Origin of the sequence: Thiomicrospira sp. S5 (genome assembly GCF_003991075.1) — a bacterium.
Taxonomy (GTDB): domain Bacteria; phylum Pseudomonadota; class Gammaproteobacteria; order Thiomicrospirales; family Thiomicrospiraceae; genus Hydrogenovibrio; species Hydrogenovibrio thermophilus.
On the sequence record NZ_CP014470.1, the window covers coordinates 1,261,219 to 1,278,965 of the forward strand.

At 51.5% G+C, this 17,747-nt stretch carries 13 protein-coding genes; 6 read left to right on the forward strand and 7 right to left on the reverse strand.

Annotation, left to right across the window (positions count from 1 at the left end):
• Positions 1–68: 68 nt before the first annotated feature.
• The 3 genes from AYJ59_RS05690 to trpS form a co-directional block, all read right to left on the reverse strand.
• On the reverse strand, positions 69–3,221 hold the full coding sequence (locus AYJ59_RS05690; protein ID WP_127119524.1) for an efflux RND transporter permease subunit: 3,153 nt from the start codon (positions 3,219–3,221) through the stop codon (positions 69–71).
• A gap of 2 nt (positions 3,222–3,223) precedes the next feature.
• Entirely contained in the window at positions 3,224–4,447 is a 1,224-nt protein-coding gene (locus AYJ59_RS05695; protein ID WP_127119525.1) for an efflux RND transporter periplasmic adaptor subunit, read from the reverse strand.
• 332 nt (positions 4,448–4,779) lie between these two features.
• Positions 4,780–5,784, reverse strand: coding sequence for a tryptophan--tRNA ligase (trpS, locus tag AYJ59_RS05700; RefSeq protein WP_029938416.1), 1,005 nt, complete (start codon positions 5,782–5,784; stop codon positions 4,780–4,782).
• Positions 5,785–6,093: 309 nt separating this feature from the next.
• Here trpS and pcnB point away from each other — a divergent pair, with 309 nt between their 5' ends.
• The 6 genes from pcnB to AYJ59_RS05730 all read left to right on the forward strand — a co-directional run bounded on the left by pcnB (position 6,094) and on the right by AYJ59_RS05730 (position 11,338).
• On the forward strand, positions 6,094–7,533 hold the full coding sequence (gene pcnB / locus AYJ59_RS05705; protein ID WP_029938415.1) for a polynucleotide adenylyltransferase PcnB: 1,440 nt from the start codon (positions 6,094–6,096) through the stop codon (positions 7,531–7,533).
• An 11-nt stretch (positions 7,534–7,544) separates the two neighbouring features.
• Positions 7,545–8,045 carry a 2-amino-4-hydroxy-6-hydroxymethyldihydropteridine diphosphokinase gene (folK, locus tag AYJ59_RS05710; RefSeq protein ID WP_127119526.1) on the forward strand — a complete coding sequence of 167 codons (501 nt, stop codon included), beginning with the start codon at positions 7,545–7,547 and terminating at the stop codon, positions 8,043–8,045.
• Between the two features lie 35 nt (positions 8,046–8,080).
• Positions 8,081–8,872 carry a 3-methyl-2-oxobutanoate hydroxymethyltransferase gene (gene panB, locus AYJ59_RS05715; RefSeq protein ID WP_029938413.1) on the forward strand — a complete coding sequence of 264 codons (792 nt, stop codon included), beginning with the start codon at positions 8,081–8,083 and terminating at the stop codon, positions 8,870–8,872.
• 2 nt (positions 8,873–8,874) lie between these two features.
• Positions 8,875–9,729 (forward strand): pantoate--beta-alanine ligase, encoded by an 855-nt coding sequence (gene panC, locus AYJ59_RS05720; protein ID WP_127119527.1) that lies wholly within the window; start codon positions 8,875–8,877, stop codon positions 9,727–9,729.
• Positions 9,730–9,797: 68 nt separating this feature from the next.
• Positions 9,798–10,559: a motility protein A gene (locus AYJ59_RS05725; RefSeq protein ID WP_127119528.1), complete on the forward strand. Its 762-nt coding sequence runs from the start codon at positions 9,798–9,800 to the stop codon at positions 10,557–10,559.
• Positions 10,559–11,338, forward strand: coding sequence for an OmpA/MotB family protein (locus tag AYJ59_RS05730; RefSeq protein ID WP_127119529.1), 780 nt, complete (start codon positions 10,559–10,561; stop codon positions 11,336–11,338). The genes AYJ59_RS05725 and AYJ59_RS05730 overlap by 1 nt, the downstream gene beginning before the upstream one ends.
• A 54-nt stretch (positions 11,339–11,392) precedes the next feature.
• On the opposite strand, the gene panD is transcribed toward AYJ59_RS05730, so the two are convergent.
• The 4 genes from panD to msbA form a co-directional block, all read right to left on the reverse strand.
• Positions 11,393–11,782, reverse strand: a complete 390-nt coding sequence (gene panD / locus AYJ59_RS05735; RefSeq protein ID WP_029938409.1) for an aspartate 1-decarboxylase — start codon at positions 11,780–11,782, stop codon at positions 11,393–11,395.
• Between the two features lie 122 nt (positions 11,783–11,904).
• Positions 11,905–14,694, reverse strand: a complete 2,790-nt coding sequence (ppc, locus tag AYJ59_RS05740; RefSeq protein WP_029938408.1) for a phosphoenolpyruvate carboxylase — start codon at positions 14,692–14,694, stop codon at positions 11,905–11,907.
• Between the two features lie 385 nt (positions 14,695–15,079).
• Positions 15,080–16,015 carry a lysophospholipid acyltransferase family protein gene (locus tag AYJ59_RS05745; protein ID WP_127119530.1) on the reverse strand — a complete coding sequence of 312 codons (936 nt, stop codon included), beginning with the start codon at positions 16,013–16,015 and terminating at the stop codon, positions 15,080–15,082.
• Positions 16,008–17,747 carry a lipid A export permease/ATP-binding protein MsbA gene (gene msbA, locus AYJ59_RS05750; protein WP_127119531.1) on the reverse strand — a complete coding sequence of 580 codons (1,740 nt, stop codon included), beginning with the start codon at positions 17,745–17,747 and terminating at the stop codon, positions 16,008–16,010. Before msbA ends, AYJ59_RS05745 begins: the two co-directional genes overlap by 8 nt.

The following is a 17,747-nucleotide window of genomic DNA, read 5'->3' on the forward strand; positions in this document are numbered from 1 at the left end:
CGAAAACCACCAGACCTGGCGGTTTTGGGACGGGCAATCGAAAGAAAACTTAAAACTGTCTGTCTAGGTTACTCCGCAGCGGGTTTGGTCAATTTCTTGGCAAACCATTGCTGCATCACAACGAAGAACATTGGTACCAGGAAGATGCCCAGTGCCGTGGCACTGACCATACCGCCCAATACCCCGATCCCGATCGCATGGTGCGCACCGGAACCGGCGCCCGCGCTCAACGCCAATGGCAGAACCCCGAAACCGAAGGCCAAAGAGGTCATCAGAATCGGTCTCAAACGCATTTTTGCGGCACGGATACTGGCTTCGACGGCTTCGACACCTTCTTCCACCAATTCTTTAGAGAACTCGACAATCAGGATGGCGTTTTTGGTCGCCAGACCGACGATTGTCAATAAGCCCACTTGGAAATAAATGTCGCTCGGCATCTGGAAGAAGTTCGCGGCAATCAAGGTCCCCAAGGCGCCCAATGGCACGATCAACATAACCGAGACCGGTAAACTCCAGCTCTCATAGAGCGCGGCCAAACACAGGAAGACGACCAGAATCGACAGGGCGTAAAGCAAGGTAGCTTTCGAGCCCGCCGCTTTCTCTTCATAAGACAAGCCGGTCCATTCGATGCCGATGCCTTTCGGCAAGGTTTGGGCGATTTGTTCAATCGCTTGCATGGCTTGTCCTGAACTGACGTTCGGCGGAGAGGCCCCGAGCACTTGCAAGGCCGGAACGCCGTTATAACGTTCCAGTTTCGGTGATTCCTTGGTCCACTGAGTGGTCAGGAAGGCCGTGGCCGGAATCATTTCGCCTTGATTGTTGCGAACATACCAGTCCTGCATGTCTTCCGGACGCATCCGGTAAGGGGCATCGGCCTGCACGTAGATTTTCTTCACCTTACTTTGTTTGATGAAGTCGTCCACATAAGCACTCCCCCAGGCCACGGACAAGGCGGTGTTGATGTCTGAAACTTTCAAGCCCAATGCTTCGGCTTTCTGTTTGTCAACTTTCATTTCCAGCACCGGCGCGGGTTCCTGGCCGTTCGGACGAACGCCAATCAGGTTTGGATTTTGGCTCGCCATGCCCAATACCTGGTTACGGGCGTCGTACAGTTTGTCGCGTCCGAGTCCGGCATTATCCTTCACGTAAAGGTTGAAGCCCGTGGCGTTGCCCAGTTCGATGACCGGTGGTGGGCCGAAAGCGAACACCATGCCTTCCTTGATCTGGCTGAACTTGGCCATGGCGCGTCCGGCAATGGCGTTGACGCTTTGTGACGGGCTGGAACGTTCCGACCATGGTTTCAAGTTGATGAAGGCGATGGCGGTATTTTGCCCGGTACCGGAGAAGTTAAAGCCCAACACCGTGAACAAGCTGGCGATGTTTTCGCGCTCGGTGCTCAAGTAATGGTCTTCGACCTGTTTGACCACCGCAAGGGTTTGCTCGCGTGTCGCACCTGGCGGCATCATGACCTGAGTGAACATGAAGCCTTGATCTTCTTCCGGCAGGAAGCCGGACGGCGTTTTGGTATACAGATAACCGGTAGCCGCGACGATCAAAGCGTAAATCAGCAAGAAGGAATAACGGTGTTTGATGACGCCTTTCACGCCGCGACCGTAGCCGTTGGTTGCACGGGTGAAGTTGCGATTAAACCAACCGAAAAAGCCGCGGGATTCTTTCTCTTTATCCACCGGTTTCAAAATGGTGGCACACAACGCCGGTGTTAAAATGAACGCGGCCATCACCGACAGCACCATGGCCGATACGATGGTGACGGCGAACTGTTTATAAATGACCCCGGCCGACCCCGGGAAGAAGGCCATCGGCAAGAAGACGGCACTCAAAACCAGGCCGATGCCGATCAGGGCGCCGGAAATCTGATTCATGGAACGACGTGTCGCTTCCTTGGCCGGCAGGCCTTCTTCGTGCATCACCCGTTCGACGTTTTCCACCACGACGATGGCGTCATCCACCAGTAACCCGATGGCGAGTACCATCGCGAACATGGTCAGGGTGTTGATGGAATAACCGAAATAGGCCAGTACCCCGAAAGTACCGAGCAACACCACCGGCACCGTAATTGTCGGGATAAAGGTCGCGCGCAGGTTCCCGAGGAACAGGTACATAATCAGAACCACCAGGATGACGGCTTCAATCAGGGTTTGAATGACCGATTCGATGGAAATTTGAATGAACGGGGTGGTGTCGTATGGGAAGAGGTATTCCATGCCGTCCGGGAACAGCTCCGACAATTCAGCCATGCGTTTTTTCACACGTTCCGCCGTGTCCAGTGCGTTGGCCGATGGCGTGATTTTGACGGCAAAACCGGCCGCCGGGGTGCCTTCGTAACGAGCCATTTTGCTGTACGTATCGGCCCCGATTTCAACGCGGGAGACATCGCCGACCGTGATGGTGGCACCGCTTTCATCGGTTTTGACGATGACGTTGCGGAAATCGTCCACCGTTTTCAAGCGGCTTTGCAGATTCACCGTCACGTTAATCGGTTGGTCTTCAACGGCCGGGGACGCGCCCAGTTGACCGGCGGTGACCACGGAGTTATTGGCTTGAATCGCGCTGACGACGTCGGTGGATGTCAATTCGTATTTCGCCAATTGATGCGGGTTCAACCAGATACGCATGGCGTATTCGGCACTGAACTGCAAGGTTTCGCCCACGCCTTCGACCCGACTGATCTGGTCAATCACGTGGGTGGCCGCGTAGTCACCCAGGTCAAAGGCGTTCAAGCTTTTGTCCGGGGAAACAAGCGTGACCACCATTAAGAAGTTCCGCGCCTTTTTGGCGACTTGAATCCCTTGTTTCTGAACGGCATCTGGGATTGACGACATGGCCGTTTGCAGCTTGTTCTGAATCTGCATCTGGGCAATGTCGGCATCGGTGCCGTTTCTGAAATACAGTTGGATTTCAGCTTGTCCGGTCGACTCACTGGTGGACGACATGTACAACAAGCCGTCCAGGCCTTTCATCTTGTTCTCGATGACCTGGGTGACTGTGTCCTCAATGACTTGAGCGGATGCCCCCGGATAGGTGGCCGTCACACTGATCATTGGCGGCGCGATGGACGGGAACTGGGAAACCGGCAAGCTTTTGATGGAAATGACGCCGGCAATCATCACTAACAGCGCGATAACCCAAGCTGTGACCGGCCGGTCGATGAAATGGGTCGCAAAGCTGCGACGGGCTTTATTGAGCTTTTCTGCGGCCATGTTTATTTTCCTTCCTTAGCATTCTCGGGTGCTTTTGTGGCGCTTGGCGCGGCAGCGGGCTTAGCGCCCATAACGGCGGCTTTCATGCCTGGACGGATAAATTGCAAGCCTTTGACGATGACTTGGTCGCCTGGCTGTAGGCCATCGGTAATGACCCAGCTTTCTTTGTACAACCCTTTTTCTTTGACCGGACGTACCGTGACGGTGCCGTCTTGGGCCAAGACCATCACAAAGGCATGGCCAAGCGTATCGCGACTCAGCGATAGGGAAGGCACTAAGTAAACGTCTTTATGGTAGCCGGTCATGACGGAACCACGGATGAACATGCCGGGCAACAGTTGTGTATCCGGGTTGTCGAACTCGGTTCTGAGAATGATGGTATCGGTCGATTCGTCGACACTGAATTCAGACAGTTTGATGTGTCCGGTGTGCTCGTATTTCTCGCCGTTATCGAATGTGATCGTGACCGGGAATTTTTCGATGTTCATGTCCGGGTTCTTTTTCATGGCACGCTTCAGAATCGCTGCGTAATAAGACGGCACGGAGAAATCCACGTAAATCGGGTCCAGTTGTTGGATGGTGGCCATGACTTCGGCTTGGTTATTCATGACCAAGGCACCTTTGGTGAAGCTGGATCGACCGATCATGCCGGATACCGGTGCTTTGATTTTGGTTCTTTCCAAGTTGATGGAAGCGGTTTTCAAGGCGGCCTTGTTGGCTTCCAGGTTGGCTTTGGCTTCTCTCAAGGTGGCCATGGCATCGTCCAGTACCTGTTCACTGACGGCATTGATTTTGACCAAACGCTGGTTTCGTTTCACTTTCAGCTCGGCGTTGGTCAACAAGGCCTGGGATTTTTTAATCTCGGCCTGCGCATTGTCGTAAAGTGCTTGGTAGGTTTCATCGTCGATTTTGTACAGGATGTCACCTTTTGCCACATGCTGACCTTCTTCAAACAAACGCTCGGTGATGATGCCGTCGACCTGTGGGCGGACTTCGGCGATGGTGAACGGCACCGCGCGCCCGGTAAAGGAAAGTGTGTTCGGGACTTGGGTAGGTTCGGCTTTTTGAATGCCGACTTGCGGCATACGGTGCATGCCGGCACCGGCGTTTTGTTTTGCATCGCCGCCACCCGTTAGGCTGTCACAGCCGTTGAGCGTGACCGCAAGCCCGGCCGATAAAACCAGGGCGCTGAATTTGAGTGCTGAACGAGATGTAAAATTTTTCATTATTTTACCTACCATTTGTTATGTTCTTTGAATGAGGGGTCAGAGCATTACGGCATCGACTGTGTTGAGCGGCGCTTTGAGCCGGGCAGAGGAGGCCAGAAAATATACTGTTATGGGATTATAAATTAAATGCGTTACTTTTGTGTAACATTTTAGGTGAAAAAGGGGAAAAGAATCAAGCCTGAAAAAAGTGCGGTTGAATTGGGCGAATTCCTGAGCGCTTGATAAGGGTATTTAACCATAAAAAAACGCCGTGTGGAAAGTGGCGTTTGTATACGCAAAAAACGACCAGGCCTGGTCGTTTTTATGAAAGATCGATGAAACCGTCGTGCTTACGGTAGGACGAAGCCAATCGCTTCCTGAACGTCACGCAACGTTTTTTGGGCGCTTTCACGTGCCGTGTCGGCGCCTTTTTTCAAAATCGCTTTCAGTTCGGCTTCATCGTTACGAATCGTGTGATAACGTTCTTGAATCGGTTGCAGGTAGTCGGCGACCAATTCTCCCAGCTCGACTTTCAAGTGGCCATACATTTTGCCTTCAAAGTGTTTGACTACCTCGTCAATGGATTGTCCGCTGATGACCGAGTAAATGGTCAGCAGGTTGGAAACGCCCGGTTTGTTTTCCACATCGTAGGTGATTTCCGTGCCGGAATCGGTTTGCGCTTTTTTGAATTTTTTGATGATGGTTTTCGGGTCATCCAACAAGGCGATGAAGTTGTTTTTGTTTTCGTCGGACTTGGACATTTTCGAGGTCGGGTCCTGCAAACTCATAATACGTCCGCCGGACGTCGCCGGTGGGATGAACGGTTCCGGTACCTTGAAAATTTCCCGGTCGAAACGGTTGTTGTAACGTACCGCCAAGTCACGAGTCAGTTCCAAATGCTGTTTTTGATCCGCGCCGACCGGCACCATTTCGGTTTGGTACAGCAGGATGTCAGCCGCCATCAGAACCGGGTAGTCGAACAGCCCGACATTGATGTTCTGGGCGTGTTTCTGCGATTTGTCCTTGAATTGTGTCATACGGTTAAGCTCGCCCATGTAAGTCGAGCAGTTCAGCAACCAGGCCAGTTCGGCGTGTTCCGGGACGTGCGACTGAATGAAGACAGTGCTTTTTTCCGGGTCGATTCCGCTAGCGAGATACAAGGCGACAAAATCCAGACTGCGCTTTGCCAGCTCTTGCGGACTTTGTTCGACGGTGATGGCGTGCATATTGACCAACGAAAAAAGACAGTTGTAATCATCCTGCATCTGCACCCAGTTTTTGATGGACCCGATGTAGTTGCCAATCATAAGGTCGCCTGAAGGCTGGATGCCGCTGAATAATGTCGGTTTGTTCATGGTATTTTCCGTTGGTTTCGTTAACGTTTGTTTAAAAAGAGCCTATTAATAATTTTTAAAGGTCACAATTGTTTTTTCGCCGAATGGCGGTGAAATCGGCCTTGTCATGCAAGGACTTAGCCGATTATTTTCGCACTTTTAAAATGAAAAAGCGAGCGGTCAAGGCGTCTGTTGGTCTGGAAACGGAAAGAAAGCATTTCGAGTTTAGTGGACTTGTAAAAGTGTGAATCGTGCGCAAGTGGATTGCAGTCTGTGGAAAAGTCGTTAAAATGTTTTCTTTAACCACTCGAAAATCCTATCCTTATAAATATGCAACGATTGATTCATAAAATAAAATCCTTTTTCTCTGCCTCTGATTCAGACCTTTCTTTTCAATCGCCTTCCAAACTCAAGATTATTGATCGTAAACAGCATGGGATTTCCCGTAAGCAAATCGATAAGGAAGCGTTGGATGTACTTTACGGCTTGAAGCGTGCCGGTTATGAGGCTTATCTGGTCGGTGGCGGGGTACGTGACATTTTGTTAGGTTTGGAACCGAAGGATTTCGATGTGGTGACCAATGCCGAGCCGGAGCAGGTCAAAGCGGTGTTTAAGAGCCGTTGTCGCTTGATTGGGCGCCGTTTTCGTTTGGCCCATGTGTATTTCGGGCGAAACGTCATTGAGGTGGCGACCTTCCGTGGCGATGGCGAAGGGCGTCAGTCGGGCAATCGTAAGCAAGTCAACAATACCCGCGCGGTGGACGATTCCGGGCGTTTGGTGCGTGATAATGTGTATGGTTCCATCGATGAAGACGTTTGGCGCCGTGACTTTACCATCAACAGTCTCTATTACAATATTCGCGATTTTTCAGTAGTGGATTACGCTGACGGCATGACCGACTTGCGCAATGGACAACTGCGTTTGATTGGTGATCCGGAAACCCGTTACCGGGAAGACCCGGTCCGCATGATTCGTGCGGTGCGTTTTGCCGCCAAACTGGGCTTCGAAATCGAGCCACGCACCAAGGCGCCGATTTACGAGTTGGGACATTTGTTGAAAGACGTGTCGCACGCCCGTATGTTCGAAGAGGTTCTGAAGCTGTTTCACAGTGGGGTGGCGATTGAAGTCTTTGAAAAACTGCGCCACTTCGGGCTTTTTACCTTTTTGTTCCCGCAGACGCATCACCTATTGTCGCAAGAGTCGGAAGGCTTTCCGCGCATGCTGGTCATCGAAGCCCTGAAGAGTACCGATGCCCGTATTCAGGCCGAAAAAGGGGTTAATCCGTCGTTCTTGTTCGCAGCCATGCTGTGGGAGCCGATGTTGCAGCGTATGGAGCAGCATTTGGCGGAAGGCTTTTCCCGTCAGGATGCGATGTTTGCTGCGGCCAACGATGTGATTGAACAACAAATTTATTCCACATCGATTCCGAAGCGTTTCATTTCCCAAATCAAGGAAATCTGGAGCCTGCAATTCCGACTGCTGAACCGGCACGGTAATCGGCCGCAGAAGTTGTCGGAGCACCCACGCTTCCGAGCGGCTTATGATTTTATGGGCATTCGCGTTGCGGCGGGTGACGACAGTCTGAAAGAAGTGTTCGACTGGTGGACGGAATATCAAAATTTGGATGCGGTGGATCAGGTGGCGTTTGCCAATGATGTGGAAAAACCGAAAGGTCGGAGCCGTCGTCCTCGACGCAATCGAAACCCTTACCGTAAACGCAGCCACGGTCGTGGCGACCAGGCGGAAACGGTGTCGTCGGACGACGCCTGAAGCCTACAGCGATGACAACGACCATAACGGCGAGGGAAACCGATGCCTTTATCGGCATTGGCAGTAACCTGGAAAACCCCAGGCAGCAGGTTTTGACTGCGATTGAGCGTTTGAAAAAGTTACCGGAAACTCACTGGCAAGGTGTGTCTCAATTGTATGGCTCTCGCCCGCAAGGACCTCAGGATCAACCGGATTTTGTCAATGCCGTCGCTTGGGTCAGAACCGGACTGTTGCCTTTGGCATTGTTGGATGCATTACAGGACATCGAGCGTACGCAGGGCAAAGTCAAAAAACGCCATTGGGGCGAGCGCTTGATTGATTTGGATGTGCTGCTGTATGGCGAAACGGTTATTGACGGACCGCGTTTGCAGGTGCCGCACCCGTTTATGACGGAACGGGACTTTGTATTGTTGCCGCTACTGGATTTAAAACCGGATGGTTGCATGCCGGACGGTCGGTCGTTTCAAGAATTGGCCGACCGGGTGTCGGACGTTTTCGTTAAACCGATTTGATTCCAAAATCGGTTTCACTCACACTGGAAATTATTATGAAAACCTTATCGAAGCTCAGAAAGATGAAAGTCGAAGGCGAAAAAATCGCCTGTTTGACGGCTTATGAAGCCAGCCAAGCCTATTGGGGCGTGGAAGCGGGGGTCGATGTTCTGCTGGTCGGCGATTCGCTCGGTATGGTGGTGCAAGGGCATGAGAATACCTTGCCGGTTTCGTTGGATGACATGGTTTATCACACCCAAATGGTACAACGTAAAAACCACCAGGCCTGGTGTGTCACCGATTTGCCGTTTATGGCGGATGCCGACGTGTCGCAAGGTTTGGCCGCGGCGAGCCGTTTGATGAAGGAAGGTTTGGCCAATATGGTCAAGGTCGAAGGCGGCAAGCGGGTTTTGTCGCTGGTGCGTGCCTTGACTGATTTGGGTGTGCCGGTTTGTGGGCACTTGGGGCTATTGCCGCAATCGGTGCAGCTGAAAGGGTATCAAGTCGCCGGACGTGAAAAACAGGCCGCGCAAAAGTTGTTGGACGATGCAATCGCTTTGCAGGAATCCGGGGCGGAAATGCTGGTCTTGGAATGTGTGCCGGCCAGCTTGGCAAAAACCGTTACCGACCGTTTGTCGATTCCGGTGATTGGTATTGGTGCCGGTGTGGATACGGATGGACAGGTACTGGTTTGGCATGATGTGCTGGGCTTGACGCTGGGAAAAGCGCCGAAATTCGCCAAAAACTTTTTGCAGGAAGCCGATTCCGTACAAACGGCCTTGGCGCAATACGTGGCCGATGTGAAGCATCAGCGTTTTCCGGGGCCGGAACACTGGATGGGCGAATAAAAATGCTGCAGCTGGACAAAGTGTCGTCTCTGAGAGAGGCGGTGATGGAATGGAAGCGTGCCGGACAACGGGTGGCACTGGTGCCGACGATGGGCAATTTGCATGCGGGCCATCTCAGTTTGGTGGACAAGGCTCGGCAAAAGGCCGACCGGGTGGTGGTCAGCGTTTTTGTGAATCCTTTGCAGTTTGGACCGAATGAAGATTTTGACCGTTACCCCCGCACCTATGAGCAGGATTGTGCTTCTTTGCGGGAAAAACGCGTGGATGCCGTATTTGCGCCCTCCGTCGAGGAAATGTATCCAAATGGACAAGAACAGACATTGGTGGTGGCGCCGTCGCATTTGACCACGATTTTGGAAGGTGCCACCCGGCCAGGGCACTTTGATGGCGTCACCACGGTGGTGAATAAGTTGTTCAATATGGTTCAACCGGATGCGGCGGTTTTTGGTCAGAAAGATTTTCAACAGGTGGCGGTGTTAAAACGTATGGTCGAAGATTTGTCCATGCCCGTCGAGTTGATTCGGGCCGAGATTATGCGGGATGCGGACGGTCTCGCATTGAGCTCCCGAAATCAGTATCTGGATGAAGCTCAACGTCGGATCGCGCCCAAACTGTTTGTGGTGTTGCAATCGGTTCGGATGGCGATTGAGTCCGAAAACGATGATTTCAGGGCATTGGAAGCAACAGCCACGCAACAGTTGCTGGCAGAAGGGTTTGACGCTGTGGATTATGTGAATATCCGTCAAGCCGACTCGCTGGAACCGGTTGATTCCGTGGGCGAGAACTGTGTGATTGTGGCCGCCGCCCGTTTAGGGAAGACGCGCCTGTTGGATAATGTGCTGGTGGCGCCGCATTAAAAAACAAAAATAACCAGGCCTGGTCAGAACAGGTCTTTCGATGACACTCTAACAATAAGATATTAACCATGAGTTTTTCTACCTTTATAGGCCTCTTTCTCGGGGTGGCCATCGTTCTCGTCGCCATGTCGATGGGATCTTCCATTCTGATCTTTATTAATATTCCCGGTTTGATGATTGTCATCGGCGGTACCATCGCCGCGACCATGATTCGGTATTCCTATCATGAAGCCATGCATGCCGTAGCGATGTCGTTTCGCATTTTGATGCCGTCTAACGATATTAAAGACAAAAATGAATTGATTGATTTGACGGAAGATTTGCTGAGAACGTCGCGTTCGAAAGGCTTTTTGGCTTTAGAAAACATGGACGTTGATCACGAATTTTACCGTCGCGGCATTCGCATGATGGTGGACGGTTATTCCAAGGATTTGATTCGTCAGACTTTGTTGGAAGAGAACAAACTGCTGGTGGAACGTGCGGAAACCAGTGCCGGGGTGTTTGCTTCCATTGGCGGTGCGGCACCGGCTTTCGGTATGATCGGGACACTGGTGGGTTTGATTCAAATGTTATCGAATCTGTCGGACCCGGCGTCGATTGGACCGGCGATGGCCGTTGCCATGCTGACGACCTTATATGGGGCGATGATTGCCAACCTGTTTGCCTTGCCGATGGCCGATAAAATCACAACCTGGGGGCAGGAAGAATCCTTGCGTCAGTTGATGATTGTCGATGCTTTGGAAGCCATCAGTCAGGGACAAAATCCAAATATCATGCGGGACATGCTGTCACCTTATTTGGAAACCAAACCTTTGGTGGACGAGGCCTGATGGCGAAGAAAAAGTGTAATGATGCGCCTTGGTTGGCGACGTTCGCGGATCTGATGTCGCTATTGATGGCGGTTTTTGTGCTGTTGTTTGCCATGTCGACTTTGGACGCCCATAAATACGAAGCGATTGTTAAATCTCTGACGCATACCTTGGGACACGGGTCGGATTTGACCCAAACTCAAGTACAGTATTTCAAGCAGGCGGACGAACAGCGAAAGGTTGAGCAAGACCAAGATGGAGAAACGACGATTGAAAACCTGAAACCCTTGTATGAGAGTTTGGTGGAAACCTTTGCCATGGCGAGCCGCCAAAGCGATGTACAAGTCTCCTTGGACCCGGAGAAAAAACGGGTGCACATTTCCTTTCCCGAAAACATTTCCTTCCCCACCGGCAGTGCAGAATTGAAACCGGGGTTTGCGGTTTATTTAAGCAAATTACAGCCTTATGTCACTGAGTTTTCCAGAGTTCAGGCGGTTGGCCATACCGATAAACGCCCGGTTGTGGGCGGGCGCTTTAAATCTAATTGGGAACTGTCCAGTGCCCGCGCCGCGGCGGTTGTTCAAAAGCTGATTGAGAACGGTATTATTCAGTCCCGTCAGGCCGAAGTGGTTGGCGTGGCGGATACGTCGCCCTTGTCCTTGGCGGAAACCGAGGCTGGTTACGCGATGAACCGTCGAGTGGAGATTGTCATTGAACCAAACTATTTTGAAGACGAAGGCCAGGGCGAGAATGTTCGAACTCAGTCGATTTCAGTAGAGGAAATGCAGATAAAAAAATAGCCCGATTAGACGGGCTATCGATAATGCGGCTAAATTAGCCTAATGAGTCTGAATTTAAGCCATCTGCTGCATTTGCACCGGAATGGTATTCCGGGTATGAGTGATTTGGTTGTTTTCGTCGAAATACACCATAATCGGCTTATGCTCATCGGCTTCTTCTGCGTCCATGGTGGCATAAGTCGCAATGATGAGCAAATCTCCAGGCGCCGCTTTATGCGCGGCCGCGCCGTTCACGGAAATGATGCCACTATTGTTTTCCGCACGAATGGCGTAAGTGGTGAAGCGGTTACCGTTATTGACGTTGTAAATCTGGATTTGCTCGTATTCTCGAATCCCTGCCACTTCCAAGAGGTGGCCGTCAATCGCGCAGGAACCTTCGTAGTCCAGTTCCGAATGCGTGGTGGTAACCCGATGGAGTTTCGATTTTAGCAAGGTAATTTGCATGCTTAACCTTCCTGTTAAATAAATCAGCTAGCTTTGTATTATAACCGATTTTGGTAAATGTTGTTCAGACCAAACAAGCGCTTCAATCGGTTGAAACGCTTGTAGTGCACGGAAGCCCGGTTTTAACCGGTGTTGCGCATACCGGCCGCAATGGCGTTGATGCTGTTCAATAATGGTGTCAACCAGACTTCTCTTTCCTCTTCCGAGGTCTGTTCGTCTTTGTAACGTTTCAGAACCGCAACCTGGATGTGATTTAACGGCTCTAAATAAGGCGTCCGTCTGGAAAGCGACAACGCCAGTTGCGGTGTGTCGGCCATCAGATAGTTGTTACCGCTGATTTCCAGGCAGGTGTCCACCGAGCGGACATGTTCCGACGCAATCATATTGTAGATTTTGTCGGACTGAGCTTTGTCTTGCCCCAGTTCGCTATAGTCTTTACCGATCACCAGGTCGGTTTTGAACAGGGACATCTGAATGTTGCTCAACAGGGCGCGGAAGAACGGCCAGTTTTCATACATGTCTTTCAGCTGAGCATCGCCTTGTTCGTTGACCCAGTTGTCCAAAGCGAAACCGGTGCCGTACCAGGCCGGGAAGGTCAAACGCGCTTGTGCCCAACCGAAAATCCATGGAATGGCGCGAATCGAAGATTTGGACAAATTGCCTTTCTTACGGTGAGACGGACGAGAACCGATGTTCAGCAGGCCGATTTCGTTGACCGGTGTGGCTTCGTAGAAGAATTTGAAGAAACCTTCGGTATGGTCGGTCAAATCGCGGAATGCGTGTTCGCCTTCTTTTGCCAGCTTTTGCATGGCTTCCAAGTGAGCCGGGTTGTCTTCCTGCGGTTTGCGTACCAGGCACTTACTGGCTTTCATCAAGCCGGTAATCCCCATCGACAATTCGTACATGGCGGTTTCGGCGTTGCTGTATTTGTAGGACAGCACTTCACCCTGTTCGGTGAACTTGATTTCGCCGCGAACCGTACCGGTCGGCTGCGAAAGAATGGAGCTGTGAGTCGGGCCGCCACCGCGACCGACCGTTCCGCCACGTCCGTGGAACAAGCGGCAGTCGATGCTGTATTCGTCGGCCAGCTTCATGATCTGCTGCTGGGCCTGGTAAAGCGTCCAGGCCGAGGAGAGGTTACCGCCGTCTTTTGCGGAATCCGAATAACCCAGCATGATTTCCTGTTGGTTACCGGACGCTTTCAGCAGGGCATGGTAAGTCGGGTTTTCGAACAGCGCCGAGGTGACCGGTACGATGTGTTCCAAATCCTGAATGGTTTCGAACAATGGCGAAACGCGGATTTTACAGTAAGGTTCGCCCGCATTGTAGCCTGCCAAGCCGGCTTGGTGGGCCAGGAACAACACTTCCATTACGTGGCTGGCTTCGTGTGTCATGGAGATGACGTAGTTGTTGAAGGCCTTTTCACTGATTTCTTCGCGCATGCGGCGCATGACGTGGAAGACTTCCAATACTTCCAGTGTCATGTCTTTCAAGTCCAGATGCTGGGTGTCGATAATGGTCGGAGAAGACACTTGCTGCGACAGTAGGTCCAGGCGTTCGGCTTCCGAAAGGCTCATGTAGTCGATGCCAAGGTGCGACAGCAGGTCGGCAACCGCTTCGGTGTGCACGGTGGATTCCTGACGGATGTCGAGACGCATCAGGTAGAAACCGAAGGTCTGTACCAGACGAATCAGGTCTTTCAAGTTGGCGTCCGCGACTTCCTGGTCACCGTGGCTGCACAGTGAATCGTAAATCAATCGCAGGTCATCCAGAAACTCTTGTTCGTTTTTGTAGCCGAATTTCGGTTTTTCGGTCGGCTCATCATTCAATTGCGCTTCAATGTACGCGAGGTTGTCTTGCAAACGGCCGTGCATCAAATATAAGAAGCGGCGATAAGGTTCGTCGCGGAAACGGTCGGCACGTTTGTGGAAGACACGTTCTTGAAGGTCGGCGTCGATAATGGTCGCGCGGTTGATGACTTCTTGTTTGATGTCGGAAATATAGCGCGATTGCGTCAAATGCGTGCTCAGTTCGAACACGCGGCGCTGATATTCGTAGATAGCGGCGCGGCTTTGCATTAACAGAGCGTTCACGGTGGTTTCATGGGTGACGAACGGGTTGCCGTCTCGGTCACCGCCAATCCAGGAGCCGAATGTCAGGAAGTTCGGGGTTTCGATGTTGTCGTCCGGATAGTGGCGGGCCAAAGCGCGCTCCATGTAACGGTAAACGCGAGGCACGGCTTTGAACAAGGATTGGCGGAAATAGTAGATGCCGTTACGGATTTCATCTTCAACCGTCGGTTTCATGCGACGGACTTCGTCGGTTTTCCACAGAACCTGGATTTGGTATTGAAGGCGTTTAATGACCTCTTCTTGAGCGTAAGGATTGTTGTAGGCTTCCGCTTCGTTCAGTTCGCCCAGGGTAATGAAGATACGGCGCAGGTTTTCCATGACCGCGCGGCGTTTCGATTCGGTCGGGTGAGCCGTGAACACCGGAATGTAGCACAGCTTATTGATCAGTTTTTCCACTTCCTGCGCAGAAAGGCCTTCTTGCTTGAATTCGCTGATGGTGTTCAAAACCGACCCCATCCAAAGCGGCCCGTCGGATTTCAGTTGGCTTTGACGTTCATGATATTGATGTTCTTCTTCGGCCAGGTTAACTAGGCTGAAATAAAGGTTAAACGCTCGGATGATGAGGATGAGGCTTTCAGGCGATTGTTCTTCGATGAATTGTTTGAGTTCTTGGCGGAGTTTCGGGTCGTCTTCTTTGTGGAGTTTGATGTAACCTTTTCGGAGTTTTTCCACGGCGTCGAGTGTGGACTTTCCGACTTGGGTTTCAATGACTTCCCCAAGGAGGGAACCCAGTAGTTTGACTCGAGATCGAAGTTGCTTATCGCGAAGTTCCTTTGCCATATTCTTTCCGTTTCTGATTTAAAATTCTAAAAAAATTGATGATATTATAGCATTTTTGAATGGTTAAATATCAGTGCGTCTGATGTATTCCCGTCGGCTTACGTGTTTTTAGGGAACCTCTGATTGAATCGGTTTGGCTTCTGGCAACGCCAAATTTTCCAGATCAAGGCGTGAAGTTGAAGTAATGTCTAGACCTTACAAAACTTTACAACGCAGAGCTGGTAATTTTGGCTAAGCCCCTGCGGGCGGGGCTTAAAGCCCACCTCTTCGTTGTTATGACTCTTGACCTTAGAATGACTAAGGTCGGCGAGCCACGCCTAGAATAGGTAGGCTTTAAGTCCCGCAGAAACTCAAACCGATTCAATCATAGGTTCCTTGGTTAAGCCTAGAAATCCTTTCCTTTCTTTAAGCTCCAACGGTTGTGGCTCCATAGATATTGAGCCGGGTTGGCCCGAATTTCGGCTTCATAAAGTGCGTGTAACCGTAGGACGTCCTGGTAGTCGTCGCCGGTCGGAAAATTCTCCAGGCCTGGCAGAATGTTCAGCTCGTAATCGGTACCGATGCGTCGTGTGAAAACCGGCAACACTTTGGCGTTTCCAAGTTTGGCCAGTTTGCAGATTCCCGGGTTGCTGGGTGCCGGTCGGCCAAAAAACGGTACGTCGACTTTGCCCTTGGCGCGATAACGCTGATCGGGCAGAATCATCATGGCTTCACCCGCTTTTAAGGCTTTGATCATGGCACGCGTGTCGGTATTCATGAGCGGTTTGACGGTATCTCCTTCGTCCGAGGTGAGCGTCCGGCTTTTGGTAATCAGGTATTCCATCAGTGCGTTGTCGTGTTTCCGGTAAATCGGTCGAAATTGGGTGATTTTCGACAGCATCAACCCGGTGGTCTCGAGGGTGGTGAAGTGCGGTACCAATAATAGCACGCCTTGCCCGGCCGCCTTTTCCAGATTTTCCAGCCCTTTGTAATGCTGGTGACTGCTCGCTTGATTGTTGTTCGGGCCTTTGCGGTGGTCGCCCCACAGGTTGATGCTGGTTTCAATCAAACTGATGCCAAGCGACTCGAAGTGCTCTTTGACGAGGGATTCGAGATCTTTGTCGGCCTTTTCCGGAAAGGCAATGGTCAGGTTTTTGCGCACCAGGCGTCTTCGGCTCGGCGCGACGCGATAAAGCAGGCGGCCAATGGTTTTCCCAACACGGAATTTGGTTTGATAGGGGAGCCATCCGATCAAGCGAAGTAAGCCATAGCCTATCCAGATGCCCCAATACCTTGGGCATAAGAAGCTTAGCCGAAAGGTGTCTGGACGGAGGTTACTCACTTAAATTTCCTTGGGTGTACAGTTGATAGTAGATGGCGTTCAAGGCCATCAGTTCATCGTGGCTGCCTTGTTCCTGCAGGACGCCATCCTGCAGAACAACGATATTGTCGGCATTTTCAATGGTGCTGAGCCGGTGTGCAATGATAATGACCGTGCGGTTTTCACGCAATGTTTCCATCGCGTCTTGAATCAGTTTTTCACTTTGATTGTCCAGTGCCGACGTGGCTTCGTCCATGATCAGGATCGGGGCGTTTTTCAGAAAGGCCCTGGCGATGGCAATGCGTTGACGTTGTCCGCCTGACAGTAAGGCGCCGTTGTCGCCGATGGTCGTATCAAGCCCTTCAGGAAGCGTTTGGATGAATTCCCAGGCATGGGCGGCTTTGGCGGCGGCGATAATGGCCGCTTCATCAAACTCATCGTGACCGTAGGCGATGTTGGCTGCTATTGTATCATTAAACAGAATGACGTTTTGGCTAACGAAGGCGATGTGTTGTCGTAGGTTGTTGAGTTCGATGTCGTTGAGCGGCGTATCGTCCAGGGTGATTTGGCCGTCCGTGACGGTGTAGAAACGGGCAATTAAATTCGCCAGTGTTGATTTGCCGCTACCGGACTGGCCGACCAGTGCCGTGGTTTTTCGAGCCGGGATGGTTAAGTCTAATTCGGTGAGAGTGGGTTTGTCGGCGCTTGGGTAGGTGAAGGACACTTTTTCAAAGCGAATACGGCCGTCAATCTGCTCCAGTGTTTGGGTGCCGTTGTTGTCTTCACTGGGCGCGTCGAGAATGGCAAAGATACTTTTGGCGGCGGCCATCCCTTTTTGGACAGTGGCGTTGATGTTGGTGATGCGGCGGATGGGCTCGAAAATCAGGCCCATGGCAGTGACATAGGTGATCAAGTCCCCGGCGGTCATGGTGCCGGCATTGACCATTTGAACGGCGATGTAAACCACAATGGATAAGGCAATCGCGGCGATGACTTGCACCAACGGTACGTTCAAGGCGGAAACCTTGGTGACTTTCATGGTGTTTCGGCGAAGGGATTCAGCCGACGTTTTAAAGCGGTCGAGCTCATAGGATTCTGAACCGTATATCTTGACGTCTTGGTAACCTTTGAGGCCTTCTTCTAGGCGGTGGGTGAGTTGACCCATGTCGTCCTGCATGTCGGTGCTTGATGTTCGCATCAGTTTGCCGGCACGATCGATGAAAAACGCCACAATCGGGCCGATGACCAGCATGACCAGAGTAAGCTGCCAAGAGTAATAGATTAAGGTGGCCAGTAAGGCGAGAATGGTCAAGCTGTCGCGCGTGATGACAATCCAGGCTTCGGACAAGGCGTTACCGGTTTGGGTGACGTCGTAGGTGATTTTCGACATCATGCTACCGGTGGAGGTTTCATTGTAGTGCGATCTCGGTAGGAAGAGCATCTTGCTATAGAGCTCGGAACGAATGTTTAAAATCGCTTTTTGCGCAATCCAGGTGCTCATCACTTTACTGAAGTATTCGGCGATGCCTTTTAATATGAAGACGCCGGCCAATTGCAGTGGCAGGAGTATGAAAGAATTAGGATCTTTTTCAATCAGGCTTTCATCGACTAGGTTACCGAGGATGATGGCGCTCAGCGGTTCCATGCCGGCAATCACGGCAATGGTGATCAGGGTGATGAATATGGCCGCTTTGTAGTCACGAATGTATCGCAGCAGTCTTCCGTAGAGTGACAGCGTTTGTCGGTCGAACAT